Annotated in this window: 15 protein-coding genes; 12 read left to right on the top strand and 3 right to left on the bottom strand. The window is 61.7% G+C overall.

Translation table 11 applies throughout. The features are described from left to right. Positions 1-58: 58 nt before the first annotated feature. Positions 59-1,090 carry an amino acid ABC transporter substrate-binding protein gene (locus ELQ88_RS07385; protein ID WP_138964372.1) on the bottom strand — a complete coding sequence of 344 codons (1,032 nt, stop codon included), beginning with the start codon at positions 1,088-1,090 and terminating at the stop codon, positions 59-61. A 467-nt stretch (positions 1,091-1,557) separates the two neighbouring features. Between ELQ88_RS07385 and ELQ88_RS07380 the strand changes: the two genes are divergently transcribed. The 5 genes from ELQ88_RS07380 (at position 1,558) to ELQ88_RS07360 (ending at position 6,895) form a co-directional block, all read left to right on the top strand. Continuing rightward, positions 1,558-2,214 (top strand): alpha/beta hydrolase, encoded by a 657-nt coding sequence (locus tag ELQ88_RS07380; protein ID WP_128873772.1) that lies wholly within the window; start codon positions 1,558-1,560, stop codon positions 2,212-2,214. Positions 2,215-2,312: 98 nt separating this feature from the next. After that, positions 2,313-3,800: an ATP-dependent RNA helicase RhlB gene (gene rhlB, locus ELQ88_RS07375; RefSeq protein ID WP_128873771.1), complete on the top strand. Its 1,488-nt coding sequence runs from the start codon at positions 2,313-2,315 to the stop codon at positions 3,798-3,800. Between the two features lie 123 nt (positions 3,801-3,923). Further along, complete coding sequence (locus tag ELQ88_RS07370) at positions 3,924-4,871, top strand: ornithine cyclodeaminase family protein (protein WP_178084676.1); 948 nt, start codon at positions 3,924-3,926, stop codon at positions 4,869-4,871. A gap of 150 nt (positions 4,872-5,021) precedes the next feature. Next, entirely contained in the window at positions 5,022-6,149 is a 1,128-nt protein-coding gene (locus ELQ88_RS07365; RefSeq protein WP_138964368.1) for an FAD-binding oxidoreductase, read from the top strand. A gap of 89 nt (positions 6,150-6,238) precedes the next feature. Then, a complete protein-coding gene (locus tag ELQ88_RS07360; protein WP_128873768.1) occupies positions 6,239-6,895 on the top strand; it encodes a PAS domain-containing protein in 657 nt (218 codons plus the stop codon). 1,102 nt (positions 6,896-7,997) lie between these two features. On the opposite strand, the gene hmpA is transcribed toward ELQ88_RS07360, so the two are convergent. Next, positions 7,998-9,179 carry an NO-inducible flavohemoprotein gene (hmpA, locus tag ELQ88_RS07345; RefSeq protein ID WP_138964364.1) on the bottom strand — a complete coding sequence of 394 codons (1,182 nt, stop codon included), beginning with the start codon at positions 9,177-9,179 and terminating at the stop codon, positions 7,998-8,000. A gap of 154 nt (positions 9,180-9,333) precedes the next feature. Here hmpA and norR point away from each other — a divergent pair, with 154 nt between their 5' ends. From norR to ELQ88_RS07320, 5 genes are all read left to right on the top strand, one after another. Beyond that, positions 9,334-10,884, top strand: coding sequence for a nitric oxide reductase transcriptional regulator NorR (gene norR, locus ELQ88_RS07340; RefSeq protein ID WP_138964361.1), 1,551 nt, complete (start codon positions 9,334-9,336; stop codon positions 10,882-10,884). 146 nt (positions 10,885-11,030) lie between these two features. Then, complete coding sequence (locus ELQ88_RS07335) at positions 11,031-11,933, top strand: chemotaxis protein (protein ID WP_128873765.1); 903 nt, start codon at positions 11,031-11,033, stop codon at positions 11,931-11,933. Between the two features lie 3 nt (positions 11,934-11,936). Beyond that, positions 11,937-12,419 (top strand): GNAT family N-acetyltransferase, encoded by a 483-nt coding sequence (locus ELQ88_RS07330; RefSeq protein WP_228761590.1) that lies wholly within the window; start codon positions 11,937-11,939, stop codon positions 12,417-12,419. A gap of 179 nt (positions 12,420-12,598) precedes the next feature. Next, positions 12,599-12,925: a hypothetical protein gene (locus tag ELQ88_RS07325; protein WP_138964359.1), complete on the top strand. Its 327-nt coding sequence runs from the start codon at positions 12,599-12,601 to the stop codon at positions 12,923-12,925. Positions 12,926-13,008: 83 nt separating this feature from the next. After that, entirely contained in the window at positions 13,009-13,758 is a 750-nt protein-coding gene (locus tag ELQ88_RS07320; RefSeq protein WP_138964357.1) for a YkgJ family cysteine cluster protein, read from the top strand. Positions 13,759-13,901: 143 nt separating this feature from the next. Here ELQ88_RS07320 and ELQ88_RS07315 read toward each other — a convergent pair whose 3' ends face one another. Beyond that, positions 13,902-14,159, bottom strand: a complete 258-nt coding sequence (locus ELQ88_RS07315; RefSeq protein WP_007943495.1) for a hypothetical protein — start codon at positions 14,157-14,159, stop codon at positions 13,902-13,904. 345 nt (positions 14,160-14,504) lie between these two features. On the opposite strand from ELQ88_RS07315, the gene ELQ88_RS07310 reads away from it, so the two are divergent. Continuing rightward, positions 14,505-15,665 carry an efflux RND transporter periplasmic adaptor subunit gene (locus ELQ88_RS07310; protein WP_128873762.1) on the top strand — a complete coding sequence of 387 codons (1,161 nt, stop codon included), beginning with the start codon at positions 14,505-14,507 and terminating at the stop codon, positions 15,663-15,665. Next, the gene (locus ELQ88_RS07305) at positions 15,662-18,763 is read left to right on the top strand and encodes a multidrug efflux RND transporter permease subunit (RefSeq protein ID WP_138964355.1); all 3,102 of its coding nucleotides are present in this window, start codon (positions 15,662-15,664) and stop codon (positions 18,761-18,763) included. Before ELQ88_RS07310 ends, ELQ88_RS07305 begins: the two co-directional genes overlap by 4 nt. The last annotated feature ends 7 nt before the right edge of the window (positions 18,764-18,770 follow it).

Below are 18,770 nucleotides of genomic sequence, written 5' to 3'. Positions count from 1 at the left end.
CCCGCAAAGAATGGAACAGAACATCACCCGGTGGTTGGCCCACCGGGTGATAGAACCATCAGCGCACTGGTGGTGCGTATTGAATGCCGCCGTTGTTCCACAGCGCGTTCAGGCCGCGGTCGATTTCCAGCGGAGTGTCTTTACCGAGGTTTTTCTCGAACACTTCGCCGTAGTTGCCGACCTGCTTGACGATCTGGACGACCCAGTCTTTCGGCAGCTTCAGATCCTTGCCGTATTCACCGTCAGCCCCCAGCATACGAGCGACGTCCGGGTTCTTGGTGGACTTGGCTTCGGCTTCGACGTTTTTCGAAGTGATGCCGGCTTCTTCAGCGTTGAGCATGGCGTAGCCAGTCCAGCGGACCACGGCCAGCCATTCGTCGTCACCGTTACGCACGACAGGGCCCAGTGGCTCTTTGGAAATGGTTTCCGGCAGAACCACGTAGTCCTTCGGAGCGGCCAGCTTGCTGCGCTGGGCGAACAGCTGGGACTTGTCGGAGGTCAGCACGTCGCAACGACCGGATTCCAGCGACTTGGCGCTTTCGTCGGAGGTGTCGAAGGTGATCGGCGTGTATTTCAGACCGTTGCCTCGAAAATAGTCGGAAACGTTCAGCTCGGTGGTGGTGCCGGCCTGGATGCAGATGGTTGCACCGTCGAGTTCCTTCGCGCTCTTGACGCCCAGCTTTTTGTTTACCAGGAAGCCGATGCCGTCGTAGTAAGTGATAAAACCAGGAAACTTCAGGCCCATGCCCGCATCACGGGAGCTGGTCATGGTGGTGTTGCGCGACAAGATGTCAATTTCGCCGGACTGCAGCGCGGTGAAGCGCTCCTTGGCGTTCAGTTGACTGAACTTCACTTTGGTTGCGTCGCCGAATACCGCGGCAGCCACAGCGCGGCAGAAGTCGGCATCAATGCCGAGGATCTTGCCAGTGGAGTCCGGAACCGAGAAACCAGGCAGGCCATCACTGACGCCGCACTGTACGAAACCTTTCTTCTGCACTGCATCCAGGGTCGCACCCGCCTGAGCGAACCCACTGACGCCGAGCACTGCGGCTGCAGTCACGACGGCCAGGGTGGATTTCAACATCTTCATTCAAACCTCCAGTTTTGCTCTTGTTGTGTCGGAGCGTAAGTCCTGTCGCACCCTTGTGAGGCGTTGTAGACCCATGTTGGCTTTTTTTTGGGTCAACCGACGTCGGACCTGCGCCATGAGTCTAGTAGGAGAAAATCCACAGCATGGATAACTCACTTCTCACCAATCGGCCGAACGGGCGGTAGCCCTTTCACGTTCGCGAAGCCCGTAGCGGCCACTGGCGAACATCCATCACCGGATTTTTTGCTATCCCACCGCCAGCGGTACACTGATAGTGTTACCGCCAGGCGCGGGATCGGTTGTACCGATTTCCCATAGCAAAGCCCGTACCAGAGCGCTCAGGAATGCGCTTAAGCGACAGGTCAATAGCAAAACTTGTAGCCTTGCGACATCTTCTTAACTGATCAACCAGACGCGCCCCCGGATCTCGCACTGATCGGGAGCGCACGCACATATATGGAGCACCCATGACCGAGCCCTTGATTCTTGAACCCGTCAAGCCCGCAGACGCCTGCGTTATCTGGCTGCACGGCCTGGGCGCCGACCGCTACGACTTCCTGCCGGTGGCCGAAGCGTTGCAGGAGACACTGCTGACCACTCGCTTCGTTTTCCCTCAGGCACCGACCTGCGCCGTGACCATCAACGGTGGTTACGAGATGCCGAGCTGGTACGACATATTGGCCATGAGCCCCGCGCGCGCGATCAACCGCGAGCAGCTGGAAGAGTCGGCCCAGAGGGTTATAAATCTGATCGAAGTGCAGCGCGCCGTCGGAATAGAAGCCTCGCGGATTTTCCTGGCAGGTTTTTCCCAGGGCGGCGCCGTGGTATTGCACACCGCGTTTGTGAAATGGCAGGGGCCGTTGGGTGGCGTACTTGCCCTCTCGACCTATGCACCGACCTTCAGCGACGAACTGGAACTGTCCGCCAGCCAGCAGCGCATTCCCGTGCTGTCCCTGCACGGCCAGTACGACGACGTGGTGCAAAATTCCATGGGCCGGACCGCCTACGAGCATCTGAAGCAGCGTGGTGTCACCGTGACATGGCAGGAATACCCAATGGGGCATGAAGTGTTACCCGAGGAGATTCGCGACATCGGCGTCTGGCTCGCCGAGCGTTTGCGTTAACGGTTCAGGTGAAAAACAGCCCATTGATCCATCCCACTACGCCGCGCCCGGTTCTTGCATTACACTGGCCGGCGTATATTCCTTAATCAATTGATGAGATGACCGTGCTCAAAGCACTCAAGAAAATGTTCGGTAAAAGCGAGACTGAGCAGCTCGCGCCAGTCTCCAGCGCTCCGTCTCACATCCCCAGCCACCGCACCGACGGTAATCAGCCTGGCCGGACCGCCCCCGTAGCGGCACCGAAGCACGCGCCGACGCCCCCATCGGCCATCCCCTCTGCCCCGGCCATCGCCGCCGAGCCGCCGCGCAGCGAAGCGCCGAAACCCGCAAAACCGCGTCGCGAACCCAAGCCAAAAGCGCCGGTCATTCCCTGGAAACTCGAAGACTTCGCCGTCGAACCCCAGGAAGGCAAAACCCGTTTCCACGATTTCAAACTCGCCCCCGAACTGATGCATGCCATCCAGGACCTGGGCTTTCCATATTGCACGCCGATCCAGGCACAGGTGCTTGGCTTCACCCTCGCGGGCAAAGACGCCATCGGTCGCGCCCAGACCGGCACCGGCAAAACCGCGGCATTCCTGATCTCGATCATCACCCAATTGCTGGAAACCCCGCCGCCTAAAGAACGCTACATGGGCGAACCGCGGGCGCTGATCATCGCGCCGACCCGGGAACTGGTGGTGCAGATCGCCAAGGACGCGGCCGACCTGACCAAGTACACCGGCCTCAACGTCATGACGTTTGTTGGCGGCATGGACTTCGACAAGCAACTGAAAAACCTCGAAGCCCGTCACTGCGACATCCTCGTCGCCACACCGGGCCGTCTGCTGGACTTCAACCAGCGCGGCGACGTGCACCTGGACATGGTCGAAGTCATGGTCCTGGACGAAGCCGACCGGATGCTCGACATGGGTTTCATCCCACAAGTGCGTCAGATCATTCGCCAGACGCCGCCGAAGAACGAGCGTCAGACGCTGCTGTTCTCCGCGACCTTCACCGAAGACGTGATGAACCTCGCCAAGCAATGGACCACCGACCCGTCGATCGTCGAGATCGAGTCGCAGAACGTGGCCAGCGAAAACGTCGAACAGCACATCTACGCCGTAGCCGGTGCCGACAAGTACAAACTGCTCTACAACCTGGTCAACGATAACGGTTGGGAGCGGGTGATGGTGTTCGCCAACCGCAAGGATGAAGTGCGGCGCATCGAAGAACGCCTGGTGCGCGATGGCGTCAATGCCGCGCAGCTGTCCGGCGACGTGCCGCAGCACAAGCGCATCAAGACCCTGGAAGGTTTCCGCGAAGGCAAGATCCGCGTGCTGGTCGCCACCGATGTTGCCGGTCGCGGCATTCACATCGACGGCATCAGCCATGTGATCAACTTCACCCTGCCGGAAGTCCCGGACGACTACGTGCACCGCATCGGCCGTACCGGTCGGGCCGGCGCCGAAGGTGTATCCATCAGTTTTGCCGGTGAAGACGACTCCTACCAGCTACCGTCCATCGAGGCGCTGCTGGGCCGCAAGATCAGCTGTGAAACGCCTCCGACGCATTTGCTGCGGGCGGTAGAGCGCAAGCGCCCGTAACGCGGGCGCATTGAAAAAAGGCGCGGCCGGCAACGGACTGCGCTTTTTTTTCGCTTGCATATTGCCCGGAGAAACTAAAAGTCCATAATGGACAAATTAGTTTATCCGCCTTCGGAGCCGACCATGTCCAGTACGCCTTACGTGATCACCCAACACCAGGCCCGCGAGCTGCTGGCACAGGTCGACGTGCCACAGATCCTGCGCAAACTGTTCCGCGACCTGGCTGCCGGGCAAGCGGTGCAACCGGCGCAGCAACTGGTGGAGTTTCCCCAGGGCGCTGGCGACTTCATCAACTATTTGGGTGTGCTGGCTGAAGACGGCGTTTACGGGGTCAAGACCTCGCCTTACATCGTGCGCGAGCAAGGTCCACTGGTGACGGCCTGGACGCTGTTGATGTCGATGCAGACCGGTCAGCCGCTGCTGCTGTGCGATGCCGGCGAACTGACCACCGCCCGCACTGCGGCGACGACGGCGGTGGCGGTCGATGCCCTCGCGCCGCTGAAGGCGCAGCGCCTGGCGATTATCGGCAGTGGCAAGGTGGCCCAGGCGCATCTGCACTACGTCAAGGGTCTGCGCGACTGGCAGAGCATCAGCCTCTACTCGCCGAGCCTGAGCGGCAAGAATGCCCAGGCACTGGCATCGCTGCGAGCCCTCGACCCACGCCTGACCATCGTCGACAGTCGCGAGGCGGCCGTTCAAGACGCCGACGTGATCATGCTCTGCACCTCGTCCGCAGGCCCGGTGATCGACCCTTCAAGCTTGAGCAAACCGGCGCTGATCACCTCCATCAGCACCAACGCCCCGCGTGCCCACGAAGTGCCGCCGCAAAGCCTCAATGCCATGCAGGTGTTCTGCGACTATCGCCTGACCACGCCGGGTTCGGCCGGCGAGATGCTGATTGCCGGGGAACGGCATGGCTGGGACAAGGGCTCGATCATCGGCGATCTGCCGGATCTGCTCAGTGAAAAAGTCCAGCGTCCGGACTACGACCGTCACGTGTTCTTCCGCTCGATCGGCCTGGGCCTGGAAGACATCGCGCTGGCTAACGCCATCTATCACCTGCAGCCCTAACACCACAAAACCTGTGGGAGCGGGCTTGCTCGCGAATGCGGTCTGACATCCACCGCTAATGTCGACTGACAAATCGCATTCGCGAGCAAGCCCGCTCCCACTAGGGGATCTCGACAATTTTCGGCATTTGCGCCCCCACAGGAGACGTTCATGAGCCAGGCAGACTTCATCATCATCGGCGGCGGGATTGCCGGCGCTTCCACCGGCTTCTGGCTGTCCCGGCACGCCCGGGTGATTGTGCTCGAACGCGAGTCCCATCCGGCTTACCACTCCACCGGACGTTCGGCTGCCTTGTTCACCGCCGCCTATGGCACGCCTCAAGTGCGGGCGTTGACCCAGGCCAGCCGTGATTTCTTCGACGCCCCACCCGCCGGGTTCTGCGAGCACCCGCTGCTGACCCCGCGCGGTGAGATGACCGTGGATTTCACCGGCGATCCGGCCGAATTGAACAATCAATACCTGAGCGCCAAAGCCACAGTGCCCGAGATGCAACTGCTCAGCGCCGACGAAGCCTGCGCGCGCCTGCCGATCCTGCGCCGGGAAAAAGTCCACGGCGCGATCTACGACCCGACCGCCAGCGATATCGACACCGATGCCTTGCACCAGGGTTACCTGCGCGGTATCCGCCGCAACCAGGGTGAAGTGCATACCGACAGCGAAGTCCTGAGTCTGACCCGTGATGCCGAAGGCGTGTGGCAGGTGCAAACCAACGGCCAGACGTTCAGCGCCCCGATCATCATCAACGCCGCAGGCGCCTGGGCCGACAAGATCGGTGAACTGGCAGGCGCCAAACCACTGGGCCTGCAACCGAAGCGCCGCGCCGCCTTCATTTTCGCTGGCCCCGAAGGCGTGGACATCCACCACTGGCCAATGCTGGTCAGTCTCGACGAATCGTTCTACATGAAACCCGACGCCGGCATGTTCCTCGGCTCGCCGGCCAACGCCGACCCGGTAGAACCCCACGACGTGCAGCCTGAAGAACTGGACATCGCCATGGGCATCTACCAGATCGAAGAAGCCACCACCCTGACCATCCGCCGTCCGACCCGCACCTGGGCCGGCCTGCGCAGTTTCGTCCCTGACGGTGACTTGCTGTCCGGTTTCGATCCGCACGTGCCCGGGCTGTTCTGGGTCGCGGCACAGGGCGGTTACGGCATCCAGACTTCGCCCGCCATGGGTCAGGCGAGCGCCGCGCTGGTTCGCGGTGAAGCCTTGCCCGAGCCACTCACGCAATTCGGCCTGAACGCCGCCATGCTCTCCCCCGCCCGCCTGGGCTGAGTGGCGTCCTCAGGTGACGTCTGCCCACGATTGCGGCAAACTTCCGGCACCCTGTTTCACAGGGTGCCGATGCTGCCTGGAGCTCCACTATGAACGCCCACGAACAAGATCCGGCAATGGATGCCTCTGCGCCGGCAAGTTCGCCGCTGGACAACTTCCGCGCAATTGCCGATGCCATCGCCACGCTGTTCTTCCCTCATGCTGAAGTGGTGCTGCACGATCTGCGCACGCAAAAGGTCGACTACATCGCCAACAACCTGTCGAAACGGGAAATCGGTGACGATTCGGCACTGGAGGACATGCTCAGCGACGACATCAGCGAACGCAACATCGGGCCGTACGAAAAGCTCAATTGGGATGGCCAGAAAATTCGCAGCCTCAGCAGTGTGCTGCGCGACAGCGAAGGTCACCCGCTGGCCGTGCTGTGCATCAATCTGAATATTTCGCTGTTCGAGAATGCCAAGGCGGCGCTGGATCTATTCCTGTCGCCGAGCAAGTTGATTCCGCAGCCGGACTCACTGTTTCGCGATGACTGGCAGGAGCGGATCAATACCTTCCTCCACGCCTGGCTACGCGAGCGCCAGCTGAGCCTGAACCTGCTGACCCGCGACCACAAACGCGAACTGGTCCTGGCCCTGCACGCCGAAGGCGCCTTCAAAGGCAAAAGCGCCTCCAACTATGTGGCGAACGTGCTGAATATGGGGCGGGCGACGGTGTACAAGCATTTGAAGGAATTGAAGGGCTGATACGAATAGGCAGGTTCCACGCAGGTCGTGCGATTCGATGCGACCCGAATCCGTAGGAGCCGGCTTGCTGGCCAAGGCGTCTTCATTGGCGCGGCAAGGCTCAAGGCCGCCTTCGCTGGCAAGCCAGCTCCTACAGGGGATCGCGCCGGCCACGGGATTTGACGCAAATCCGAACCTGTAGGAGCCGGCTTGCTGGCCAAGGCGCCTTCATTGGCGCTGCAAGGCTCAAGGCCGCCTTCGCTGGCAAGCCAGCTCCTACAGGGGACCGCGCCGGCCACGGGATTTGATGCGAATCCGAACCTGTAGGAGCCGGCTTGCTGGCGAAGGCGTCTTCATTGGCGCGGCAAGGCTCAAGGCCGCCTTCGCTGGCAAGCCAGCTCCTACAGGGGATCGCGCCGGCCACGGGATTTGACGCAAATCCGAACCTGTAGGAGCCGGCTTGCTGGCCAAGGCGCCTTCATTGGCGCTGCAAGGCTCAAGGCCGCCTTCGCTGGCAAGCCAGCTCCTACAGGGGATCGCGCCGACCACGGGATTTGACGCAAATCCGAACCTGTAGGAGCCGGCTTGCTGGCGAAGGCGCCTTCATTGGCGCTGCAAGGCTCAAGGCCGCCTTCGCTGGCAAGCCAGCTCCTACAGGGGACCGCGCCGGCCACGGGATTTGATGCGAATCCGAACCTGTAGGAGCCGGCTTGCTGGCGAAGGCGTCTTCATTGGCGCGGCAAGGCTCAAGGCCGCCTTCGCTGGCAAGCCAGCTCCTACAGGGGACCGCGCCGCCAGGGGATTTGACGCGAATCCGAACCTGTAGGAGCCGGCTTGCTGGCCAAGGCGTCTTCATTGGCGCGGCAAGGCTCAAGGCCGCCTTCGCTGGCAAGCCAGCTCCTACAGGGGATCGCGCCGGCCACGGGATTTGACGCAAATCCGAACCTGTAGGAGCCGGCTTGCTGGCGAAGGCGCCTTCAAGATCGCCATCGCCAGCAAGCCAAGCCCCTGTAGGAGCGAGCTTGCTCGCGATGGTCGCCAACGATAACGCTGCTTGCCTGACACCCCGAGGCGTTCTCGGGTTTATCGCGAGCAAGCTCGCTCCTACAATTAATTTGCGGACTTATTCCAATGCCGAAGCCGGCCCGAAGAACTCGTAACGACTTTGCTTCTCCGGCACACCCAGCGCTTTGAGGTGGCGCTTGACCGCCGTCATGAAACCCTTGGGCCCGAGGAAGTAAGCATCCAGGTCGCGCTGCTGCGGCAACCACTCGCCCAGTTGCTCCTGGCTCAACAGCCCGACCTTGTCCGCCGCCGGACTGACCCCATCGTCTTCGTCATAGCAATAGAAGCGCTTGAGCTGCGGATGACGCTCGGCCAAGCCGTCGATCCAGTCGCGGAAGGCGTGGACGCTACCGTTGCGGGCACAGTGGATGAAGTGCACCGGGCGCTCGGACGCCAGCGCGGCTTCGAGCATCGGCAGGGTCGGGGTGATGCCGACGCCGCCGCTGATCAATACCAGCGGCTTGTCACTGACCGTCAGGGTGAACTCGCCCGATGGCGGGAACAGCTGGATGCTGGAGCCGACGTGCAGTTGATCGTGCAGGTGGTTGGAAGCGCGACCGCCCTCTTCGCGCTTGACGCTGATGCGGTATTGGCCTTTGTTGGCCAGGGCCGACAGCGAATAGTTACGGCGAATCTCTTCGCCATCGAGGATCAGCTTCATACCGATGTACTGGCCTGGCTCTGCCGCCAGAATCGCGCCTTTGTCAGCCGGTTCGAAATAGAACGAAGTGATTTCCGCGCTCTCTTCAACCTTGGCCACCACGATGAATTCCCGCGCCCCGCGCCAGCCACCCGGCGCCTGTTCTTTCTGATCGTAGATGCTGGTTTCGGCACCGATCAGTATGTCGGCCAACTGACCGTAGGCAGCGCCCCAGGCCGCCATCACTTGCGGCGTGGCGATCTCGTCACCCAGCACTTCGGAAATGGCGCGCAACAGGCAGCTGCCGACGATCGGGTAGTGTTCCGGCAGAATCTGCAGGGCCACGTGCTTGTTGATGATCTTGGCCACCAGGTCGCCCAGTTGGTCGAGCTGGTCGATGTGCCGCGCGTACATCAGGACCCCGTTCGCCAGGGCGCGGGGCTGATCGCCGCTGGCCTGGTGGGCCTGGTTGAACAGCGGGCGTACTTCCGGGTATTCGGAGAGCATCATGCGGTAGAAGTGAGTGATCAAGGCTTCGCCACCGCTTTCCAGCAACGGCACGGTAGATTTGACGATTGCACGGTCTTGAACGCTAAGCATTAAGTGACTCCTGAACGACGGATATCTAATGGGATACCCTAGACTTATCAGCTTTCATGCCAACAATTAAATCGTTATAAATCAATAAGTTAAAAATAAGATAGTCATAACGACCTAGTCAGGCTTATAGTCATAACGACTACACGGAGTCACAATGACTGCAAAATCCCTGCTGACCGCCCTGCTGCCACTGGTTTCCGATTTGTCCCGCGAATTGCCCGAAGGCGAGCGCTATCGGCGCCTGCTCGAAGCCATGCGTGCCCTGCTGCCGTGCGACGCCGCCGCCCTGCTGCGCATCGATGGCGAGTGGCTGGTGCCGTTGGCCGTCGACGGGTTGAGCACCGACACCCTCGGTCGACGTTTCAAGATCAGCGAGCACCCACGATTCGAAGCGTTGCTCAGCAGCCCGGGGCCGACCCGGTTTGCAGCCGACAGCAACTTGCCCGACCCCTACGACGGGCTGGTCGATGGCCTCGAGGAGCATCTGGAAGTCCACGATTGCATCGGCTGCCCGCTGTTCATCGACGAGCGTCCCTGGGGCTTGCTGACCCTCGACGCCCTCGACCCCGAGCGCTTCGAACCCATCGAACTGGATGCCCTGCAAGCCTTCGCCAGCCTTGCCGCCGCCACGGTCAACGCCGCCGAGCGCATCGAGCGCCTGGCCAATCGTGTCGAAGACGAACATCAGCGTGCCGAAGTCTATCGCCAGGCCAGCGGTCAGCAGAACCGCGAGATGATCGGCCAGAGCAAGGCCCACAAACGGTTGGTGGAAGAGATCAATCTGGTGGGCGGCAGCGACCTGACCGTGCTGATCACCGGCGAAACCGGGGTCGGCAAGGAGCTGGTGGCCCAAGCCATCCACGCCGCCTCGCCTCGGGCGGACAAGCCGATCATCAGCCTCAACTGCGCCGCACTGCCGGAGACGTTGGTGGAGAGCGAACTGTTTGGTCACGTCCGCGGGGCTTTTACCGGGGCGATGAACGATCGGCGCGGCAAGTTCGAATTGGCCAATGGCGGCACGCTGTTTCTCGATGAAGTCGGCGAGCTGTCCCTGACCGTGCAGGCCAAATTGCTGCGCGTGTTGCAAAGCGGTCAGTTGCAGCGCCTGGGCTCGGACAAGGAGCATCAGGTCGACGTGCGATTGATTGCCGCGACCAACCGCGACCTGGCCGAGGAAGTGCGCAGCGGGCGCTACCGCGCCGACTTCTACCATCGGCTGAGTGTCTACCCCTTGCTGGTGCCGGCATTGCGCGATCGCGGGCGCGATGTGTTGCTGCTCAGCGGCTTTTTTCTGGAACAGAACCGCTCGCGCATGGGGCTCAACAGCCTGCGCCTGAGCAACGACGCCCAGGCTGCACTGCTGGCGTATGCGTGGCCAGGGAACGTGCGGGAGCTGGAACACTTGATCGGCCGCAGTGCGCTGAAGGCATTGGGTAGCTGCAAGGAACGGCCGAAGATCCTCAGTTTGAGTGCGGCGGACCTGGATTTGCCCAATGCCAGCGTTGAAGTCGCCTCCGAGCAACCGACTGCCGTTCCCGTGGCAGGGGTATCGGGGGATTTACGCGAGGCCACCGAAAATTATCAGCGCCAATTGATCAGCGCATGCCTGGAACGCCACCATGACAACTGGGCGAGTGCGGCGCGTGAGCTGGGCCTGGACCGGGCGAACCTTGGAAGGATGGCCAAACGATTGGGCATGAAGTAATGGCCCCATCGCGAGCAAGCTCGCTCGCTGGGGCCCTAAGGTTCACCCAAATTGCTAAAGCCTGCCCCGGACAAGTCGATAACCCGGCAACGATAGCTGTTGGCGATCCCGCGATCGCCCACCACCTTTTTCCACAGAAGGTATTTATGTCTTCCAACAAAGCCCGCGCAGACTCACTTTCGCTGTTGCTGTTTACCTTGCGCAGCGGCAAGCTGATGGCGATCAACCTGCTGAAAGTCAGTGAAATCATCCCCTGCCCGCCGCTGACCCGGTTGCCGGAATCGCATCCCCACGTCAAAGGCATCGCCACCCTGCGCGGGACTGCGTTGTCGGTGATCGACCTCAGCCGCGCCATCGGCGAGCGCCCCCTGGAAGACCCCAACGGTGGCTGCCTGATCGTCACCGACGTCAGCCGCTCCAAGCAGGGCCTGCACGTTCAGGCGGTGAGCAAGATCGTCCACTGCCTGTCCACCGACATCCGTCCGCCACCCTTCGGCTCCGGCGGCGGGCGCTCGTACATCACCGGCGTGACCTCGGTCGACGGTGCCCTGGTGCAGGTGCTGGACATCGAAAAAGTCATCCACGGCATCGCCCCGGCGCAGATCGAAACGGCCCCGACCGAACTCAGCATGGAAGATGCCGAAATCCTCGGCAATGCGCGGATCCTGGTGGTCGATGACAGCCAGGTCGCCCTGCAGCAATCGGTGCACACCCTGCGCAATCTCGGACTGCAGGTCCACACCGCCCGCAGTGCCAAGGAAGCCATCGACTGCCTGCTGGACCTGCAAGGCACCGCCCAGCAGATCAACCTGATCGTCTCCGACATCGAAATGTCGGAGATGGACGGCTATGCCTTCACCCGCACCCTGCGCGAAACGCCGGACTTTTCGCACCTGTATGTACTGCTGCACACCTCGCTCGACAGTGCGATGAACAGCGAGAAAGCCCGGCTGGCCGGGGCCAATGCGGTACTGACCAAGTTCTCCTCGCCAGAACTGACCAAATGCCTGATCGCAGCGGCCAAGGCCGTCGCCGAACAAGGTCATTGAGTTTTGGCCGAGGATTATTGCTTTCTGCTGAGGCGTAACCTTGCCGAGGCGCTACCCGCTATCCCCTGGCCTCAAGGGGTGGTCCTGAGCGACTATCGCCCCGAGCGAGCGAGCGCCGTGCATCACTTGATGCAACTGGGCTACCAGGAAGGTGGCGGTCGGGTGCCGGCGCTGGAAGTCTGGCAACAGCGCTTCGAGACCGACCCCGAATACGATCCGACCTTGTGCTTCATCGCCCTGGATGCCGAGGGCATCGTGGGCGTGTGCCAATGCTGGACCAGCGCCTTTATCAAGAGCCTGGTGGTGCATCCGCGAGCTCAGGGCCGGGGATTGGGGCGTGCTTTGCTGCTGCATGCTTTCAAGGTGTTTCAGCAGCGGCGCGAAGGTTATGTGGATTTGAAGGTATTGGAGGGCAATCTTCGGGCGCTGCGGCTGTATGAAAGTGCCGGGATGTATGTGGTTCGCCGGGAAACGGTTCCGGTCTGACACACCGCCATCGCGGGCAAGCCACGCTCCCACAGGATGTATGTCGTTCGCGAAGGATAAATACGACACAAAACCTGTGGGAGCGTGGCTTGCCCGCGAAGGGGCCGACACATTCAACACAAAACCATCAGGCATACTTCAGGCATTCGGCCAACCAAATGCCCAAGGATGCCTCACCCATGAAAGCTGCAACCCTGACTTTCCTCTGCCTTACCGCCCTCGCCACCCACGCCCAGGCCTCCAGCCCCGACGCCTGGGCCGCCTACGACAAAGCCGTGCTCGCCGGCTGCACCAAGGCCAGCGGCCTGAAGAATGCCAAACCCGTCGGCAACGCCGCTCAGTTCGATGACCGGGTCGGCTACACCGCACTGCTGCTGCAAGGCCAATACCCGCAAAAACACATGAAAGGCCAGCAAGGCACCGAGCTGTGCCTGTTCAACAAAAAAAGCAAAACCGCCTACGTGACCGAGTGGGACTCCATCCGCCCAACCGCCAAGGCGCAGTGACTGGCGCATTACTTGCTTTGACCTCCGCCTCAACGGTGGCTTTCTGTCGCCATTTCCTACCCTCAAATGCGACCGACTGCTCAATGAATACGACGTTTTCCTGCGTAGGGTGTGGCAAATGCTGCAACGACCACCACGTCCCCCTGACCCTGGCCGAGACCCGGATGTGGGTGGCCGACGGCGGTCAAGTCATCGTGCTGGTGGAAGGTTTCCTGGGCAATGGCCTGGGCTTGCCGGTGGAGCAACGCGAACACGCCGAACGCCGTTCGGTGAGGGTTCGCAGTGGCGTATCCGAGGCCTGCGTGGCGATCACCTTTGCCGCCTACAACGCCGGTCCCTGCCGGAATCTTGACGACGATAACCGCTGCCGCATCTATGATCGCCGGCCGCTGGTGTGCCGCATCTATCCGATGGAAATCAATCCGCACATACCCCTGAACACGGCGGTGAAGGAATGTCCGCCCGAGTCATGGGAAAAAGGGCCGGATCTGATAGTGGGTAACCAATTGGTCGATCAGGGGTTGGTGGACCTGATTCAGCGCTCCCGTCAGGCGGACCGTGACGATATCCGGACCAAGGATGCCATTTGCGCGCTGTTGGGCATTCGCACGACAGCACTGAAGGGCGATGGATTCACCGCTTACCTGCCGGATATGGCTGCGTTTGCTTCAGTGATCGACCAGGTGGCTGGACAGACGCTGGATGACTGGGGCAGCGAATGGCTGTTCCATCTGTCGGGCGACGACATCGCCGGGCAAGTGCTGGAGGCTGGGGCGCAAGTGGCGACTGATGCGCCGTTGAACTATGCGTTTATTTCGTTGCGGGCGGCTTGATTCAAGGGGTGTGCCGCCTGTGATGGCCCCTTCGCGAGCAAGCCCGCTCCCACATTTTGACCGCGTTCCAAGGATGGGATGCGGTCAGAACTGTGGGCTTGCTCGCGAAGACGGCAGATCAGGCGCCGCAGGAATCAAAAAACTTAACGCTTGCCCATCGAACGACGCGTGCCGGGAGGCGCAGCGCCCGGCGTCTTGGTATGGCCATTCTTCGCGCCATTCTTGTACCAGGGCTGACTGGCATTCTTCGCTGCAGCCAGATCGCCCGGTTTGAACGGGAACTTGAATGCCGGAATCGCGGCTTTGGTTTCGCTGTCTGCGCTGGAGTCGACGCTGTCTGGCAGGTCTGCCTGGTCGTCGCTCAAGGCGTCGGCAACCGGCGGTTGTGTCGGGGAAGTCATGAAAGCTCCGGGTGATGCAAAAGAGTCGGGCCCGGTCAGCGAGCCACGAAAGGCGGCAGTATACCTGTCTCGGGAGCGGCAAGCTTCACGCCGCAGGAAAGTCTGTCGGGTTTTGGGGTGACGGGGCTGACGCCTTCGCTGGCAAGCCAGCGCCTACAGGGATCGTGGTGTACGCAAATCCCGTGTAGGAGCTGGCTCGCCAGCGAAGAGGCCAGAACAGGCACCACAGCACCCAAACTGACAGCGCCGTCAGTTAGCCGTCACCTTCCTGACGGGCGAACAGGTTTATAAAGGAAGGTATAAACCTGACAACACTCCGACCACCCAGCCCGGCGCCCCACTCGCATGCGAATTCAGAAAAAACCCGCCTTGATCGCCGGTCTGCTGATTGCCCTGGCAGCGCTGGGCACCTGGTACCTGACCAAGCCCGCTACGGCAAAACTGGCCGCCCCCACCGCCATCCCCGTGCGGGTGGTCGCCGTCGCTGAAAAAGATGTGCCTCGCTACGTCAGCGGGATTGGCTCGGTGTTGTCCCTGCACAGCGTCGTCGTGCGCCCGCAGATCGACGGCATTCTCACCAAAATCCTGGTCAAGGAAGGCCAACTGGTGAACAAAGGCGACCTGCTGGCGACCATCGACGACCGTTCGATCCGCGCCAGCCTCGACCTGGCCCGGGCGCAACTGGGCGAAAGCCAGGCGCAGTTGCAGGTCGCGCTGGTCAACCTCAAGCGCTACAAACTGCTGAGTGTCGACGACGGCGTGTCCAAGCAGACCTACGACCAGCAACAAGCCCTGGTCAATCAACTCAAGGCCACCGCCCAGGGCAATCAGGCCTCGATCGACGCCGCCCAAGTGCAGCTTTCCTACACACAGATTCGCTCCCCCGTCAGCGGTCGCGTCGGGATTCGTACAGTGGACGAAGGCAACTTCCTGCGCATGAGCGATACCCAAGGCTTGTTCACCGTGACCCAGATCGACCCCATCGCCGTGGAGTTTTCCCTGCCGCAGCAAATGCTGCCGACCCTGCAAGGCCTGATCAACGACCCACAGCGTGCCCGGGTCAAGGCCTACATCGGCGCCGACACCGATGGCGAAACCGGCAACCTGCTGGGCGAAGGCCATCTGACCCTGATCGACAACCAGATCAACGCCAACACCGGAACGATCCGCGCCAAGGCCGAATTCAACAACGCCGGGCAAAAACTCTGGCCGGGCCTGTTGGTGACGGTAAAGATTCAGACAGCGCTGGATAAAGACGCGCTGGTAGTGCCACCCACTGTCGTACAACGCGGCCTCGATCAACATTTCGTCTACCGGGTCAACGGTGACAAGGTCGAAACCGTCCAGGTGCAAATGGTTTACCAAGGCAGCGGCCAGGACATCATCAAAGGCGTCAAGCCGGGCGACGTGCTCGTCAGCGATGGCCAGTCGCGCCTCAAGCAAGGCTCCACCGTCCAGGTCCTGACCGAGCCACCACAAGTGGTCCAGTCGCAGGTGCAACCATGAAAGGGCACGGCTCGGTTTCGGCGTGGTGCATCGATCACCCGGTGGCGACGATCCTGCTGACCTTCGCCCTGGTATTGCTCGGTGCCATCGCCTTCCCGCGACTGCCGATCGCGCCGCTGCCGGAAGCTGAATTCCCGACCATCCAGGTGGCCGCGCAACTGCCCGGCGCCAGCCCGGAAACCATGGCGTCATCGGTCGCCACACCGCTTGAAGTGCAATTCAGTGCCATTCCCGGCGTGACCCAGATGACCTCGAGCAGCGCCCTGGGCTCGACCAACCTGACCCTGCAGTTCACCCTCGACAAAAGCATCGACACCGCGGCCCAGGAAGTCCAGGCAGCGATCAACACCGCCGCTGGCAAACTGCCCAAGGACATGCCGACCCTGCCCACCTGGCGCAAGGTCAACCCGGCGGACAGCCCGGTGCTGATCCTCAGCGTCAACTCGTCCCAAATGCCCGGCACGGAACTCAGCGACCTGGTCGAAACCCTGCTGTCCCGTCAGATCAGCCAGATCGATGGTGTTGGCCAGATCAACATCACCGGTCAGCAACGTCCGGCCATCCGCGTCCAGGCGTCGGCGGATAAACTCGCGGCCATCGGCCTGACCCTGGCGGACATTCGCCTGGCGCTGCAACAGACCAGCCTCAACCTGGCCAAAGGTGCGTTGTACGGTGAGTCGAGCATTTCGACCCTGTCCACCAACGACCAGTTGTTCCACCCTGAGGAATACAGCCAACTCATCGTTTCCTACAAAGACGGAGCACCGGTTCATCTCAGAGATGTGGCGAAAGTGGTCAACGGCGCGGAAAACGCCTACGTCCAGGCGTGGTCTGGCGATCAACCGGGGGTCAACCTGGTGATCTTCCGGCAACCAGGCGCCAACATCGTCGAGACCGTGGACCGGATTCAGGCAGCCTTGCCGACGCTGGAGGCCATGCTGCCCGCCTCGGTCCAGGTCGGGGTGCTGGTCGACCGGACCCAGACCATCCGCGCCTCGTTGCACGAAGTGGAAATCACCTTGCTGATTGCGATCATGCTGGTGGTGGCAGTGATGGCGATGTTCCTGCGCCAACTCTCGGCGACCTTGATCGTGACCGCCGTGCTCGGTGTGTCGTTGATCGCCAGTTTCGCCCTGATGTACATCATGGGGTTCAGCCTGAACAACCTGACGCTGGTGGCGATTGTGGTGGCCGTGGGGTTTGTGGTCGACGATGCGATCGTGGTCGTGGAGAACATCCACCGGCACCTGGAGGCGGGCGACGGCATGCGCGAGGCGGCGATCAAGGGCGCCGGCGAGATCGGGTTTACCGTGGTCTCGATCAGTGTCTCGCTGGTGGCGGCGTTCATTCCGTTGCTGTTCATGGGCGGCGTGGTCGGGCGATTGTTCAAGGAATTTGCCCTGACCGCGACCTCGACCATCATGATCTCGGTGGTGGTGTCCCTGACCCTGGCGCCGACCCTCGCCGCATTGTTCATGCGTGCGCCGGTGCATCACCCCCACGACAAACCGGGTTTCGGCGAGCGCTTGCTGGCGTGGTATGAGAAAGGCCTGCGTCGCGCCCTCGCCCATCAGAAATTGATGATCGGCGTGTTCGGCTTGTCCCTCGTGCTGGCCGTCACCGGTTACATCTTTATTCCCAAGGGTTTCTTCCCGGTGCAGGACACTGGCTTTGTCCTCGGCACCACCGAGGCCGCCGCTGATATTTCCTACGGCGACATGGTGAAAAAACACCTGGCAATGGCCGAAATCGTCGCTGCCGACCCGGCCGTGGAGGCGTTTTCCCACTCGGTCGGCGTCTCGGGCAGTAACCAGACGATTGCCAACGGACGCTTCTGGATCTCCCTGAAAAAACGCGGCGATCGCGACGTCTCCGCCAGCGAGTTCATCGACCGGATTCGCCCGCAACTGATGAAAGTCCCGGGCATCGTGCTGTACCTGCGCGCCGGCCAGGACATCAACCTCAGTTCCGGCCCGAGTCGCGCCCAGTACCAATACGTGCTCAAGAGCAACGACGGCGCGACCCTCAGCACCTGGACCCAGCGTCTGACGGAAAAACTGCGCGGCAACCCGGCCTTTCGCGACATTTCCAACGACTTGCAGCTGGGCGGCAGCATTACCCACATCAACATCGACCGCAGCGCGGCGGCACGATTCGGCCTGACGGCCAGTGATGTCGACGAAGCGCTGTATGACGCCTTCGGTCAGCGGCAAATCAATGAGTTCCAGACCCAGACCAACCAGTACAACGTGATCCTGGAGCTGGACACCCAGCAACGCGGCAAAGCCGAAAGCCTCAACTACTTCTACTTGCGCTCGCCGCTCAGTGGGGAAATGGTGCCGCTCTCGGCGCTGGCGAAATTCGATGCGCCGACCATCGGTCCGCTGTCCATCGCCCACGACGGCATGTTTCCGGCCGCCAACCTGTCGTTCAACCTGGCACCCGGCGTGGCCCTGGGCGATGCGGTGATCATGCTCAATCAGGCCAAGGCCGACATCGGCATGCCGACGGCCATCAGCGGCAACTTCCAGGGCGCGGCCCAGGCGTTCCAGAGTTCGCTGGCCAGCCAGCCCTGGCTGATTCTGGCGGCGCTGGTGGCGGTGTACATCATTCTCGGCGTGCTCTACGAGAGCTTCGTGCACCCGCTGACGATCATCTCGACCCTGCCGTCGGCGGGGCTCGGCGCGGTGATCATGCTGTGGATCTGGGGCCAGGACTTTTCGATCATGGCGCTGATCGGGCTGGTGCTGTTGATCGGGATCGTCAAGAAAAACGGCATCCTGATGATCGACTTCGCCCTCGAAGCCCAGCGCAAAGGCGGCTTGCCACCGGAAGAGGCGATTTACCAGGCCTGTCTTACCCGGTTCCGGCCGATCATCATGACCACCCTCGCCGCCCTGCTCGGCGCACTGCCGCTGATGCTCGGTTACGGCACCGGCGCCGAACTGCGCCAGCCCCTGGGGATCGCGGTCGTCGGCGGCTTGCTGGTAAGCCAGGCGCTGACGCTGTTCACCACTCCGGTCATATACTTGTGGCTCGAGCGGCTATTCCATAGGCCCAAGCCAACGCCGGTACCGGTGCTGGCGACCACAGACTGAGGCGGGG

Origin of the sequence: Pseudomonas sp. MPC6 (assembly GCF_006094435.1) — a bacterium.
In the GTDB taxonomy this organism is placed as follows: domain Bacteria; phylum Pseudomonadota; class Gammaproteobacteria; order Pseudomonadales; family Pseudomonadaceae; genus Aquipseudomonas.
The sequence above is the reverse complement of the archived record's forward strand: the minus strand, read 5'-3'. Positions and strand labels throughout refer to the sequence as shown.